General features: G+C 68.0%; 2 protein-coding genes. One reads left to right on the top strand and one right to left on the bottom strand.

The genetic code is table 11. The features are described from left to right. Positions 1-1145, bottom strand: a 1145-nt coding sequence (locus tag CCN51_RS49950; RefSeq protein ID WP_086861151.1) for an acetyl-CoA C-acetyltransferase, incomplete at its 3' end; no start/stop codon positions are given. A gap of 136 nt (positions 1146-1281) precedes the next feature. Here CCN51_RS49950 and mce point away from each other — a divergent pair. Continuing rightward, on the top strand, positions 1282-1672 hold a 391-nt coding region (gene mce, locus CCN51_RS49945), incomplete at its 3' end, for a methylmalonyl-CoA epimerase (protein WP_086861149.1).

Genomic DNA, 1672 nt, shown 5'->3' with positions numbered 1-1672 from the left:
CCGCCGCACAGCGCCGCCGCGCCCACGCCGCCGCCCCGCCGCCGCAGCTCCAGGGCCAGGGACAGCACGATGCGCGCGCCCGACATCCCGATCGGGTGACCGAGAGCGATCGCGCCGCCATTCACATTCACCTTTTCGGAGGAAACGCCAAGATCCTTCATTGACTGGACCGCGACCGCCGCGAACGCCTCGTTGATCTCGATCAGATCAAGATCCCGGACCCCGATCCCTTCCTTCCGCAGTGCGTGCGCGATCGCGTTGGACGGCTGCGACTGGAGGGAGTTGTCGGGCCCGGCCACATTCCCGTGGGCCCCGATCTCCGCGATCCACTCCAGGCCCAGCGCCTCCGCCTTGGCCTTGCTCATCACGACCACGGCCGCCGCCCCGTCCGAGATCTGCGAAGACGTCCCGGCGGTGATCGTCCCGTCCTTGGTGAAGGCGGGCCGCAGCTTGGCCAGCGACTCCACGGTGGTCTCCGGGCGGATGCCCTCGTCCTTGTCGAAGATCACCGGCTCGCCCTTGCGCTGCGGGATCTCGACCGGGGTGATCTCGGCGTCGAAGGCGCCGTTCTTCTGGGCCGCGGCAGCCCGCTGGTGGGAGAGCGCGGCGATCTCGTCCTGCTCGGGCCGCAGGATGCCCAGCCGGGTGTTGTGCTTCTCGGTCGACTCGCCCATGGCGATGCCCTCGAACGAGTCGGTCAGCCCGTCGTACGCCATCGCGTCGAGCATTTCGACGGCGCCGTACTTGAAGCCCTGGCGGGACTTGGGCAGCAGGTGGGGGGCGTTGGTCATGGACTCCTGGCCGCCCGCGACCACGATGTCGAACTCACCGGCCCGGATCAGCTGATCGGCCAGCGCGATGGCGTCGAGCCCGGACAGGCAGACCTTGTTGATGGTGAGCGCGGGCACCGACATGGGGATGCCGGCCTTCACGGCTGCCTGCCGGGCGGGGATCTGCCCGGCGCCCGCCTGGAGCACCTGCCCCATGATCACGTACTCCACCTGGTCGCCGCCGATCCCGGCCCGCTCCAGCGCCGCCTTGATCGCGACCCCGCCGAGGTCCGCTCCGGACAAGGAGCGCAGGCTGCCCATCAGCCGTCCCATCGGCGTGCGCGCGCCCGCCACGATCACAGATGTCCGAGTCATGGTGCGTCCTCCAGAGGAGAAGGAAGTTAACGAGGGTTATCGTCAATGTACTGACGAGTACCCGCCGGGTCACCGGGCCATCAGTGTGATCGCGCGCACGTTGCGTAACCGCCCGTGTGAGGGGTGCACTGGAACCATGCTGACCAGAATCGACCACATCGGGATCGCCTGCTTCGACCTCGACAAGACCGTCGAGTTCTACCGTGCCACGTATGGCTTCGAGGTGTTCCACACCGAGACCAACGATGAGCAGGGGGTCCGCGAGGCCATGCTCAAGATCAACGAGACCTCGGACGGCGGAGCTTCGTATCTGCAGCTCCTGGAGCCCATCCGGGAGGACTCGGCCGTCGGAAAGTGGCTGGCCAAGAACGGCGAGGGGGTGCACCACATCGCCTTCGGCACGGCGGACGTGGACACCGACTCCGAGGCCATCCGCGGCAAGGGCATCCGCGTGCTGTACGAGGAGCCCCGCCGCGGCTCCATGGACTCCCGGATCACCTTTCTGCACCCCAAGGACTGCCACGGCG

It is taken from the genome of Streptomyces milbemycinicus (assembly GCF_002154605.1).
Taxonomy (GTDB): Bacteria; Actinomycetota; Actinomycetes; order Streptomycetales; family Streptomycetaceae; genus Streptomyces; species Streptomyces milbemycinicus.
Note: the sequence above shows the minus strand (reverse complement) of the source record. Positions and strands in the feature narration are given on the sequence as shown.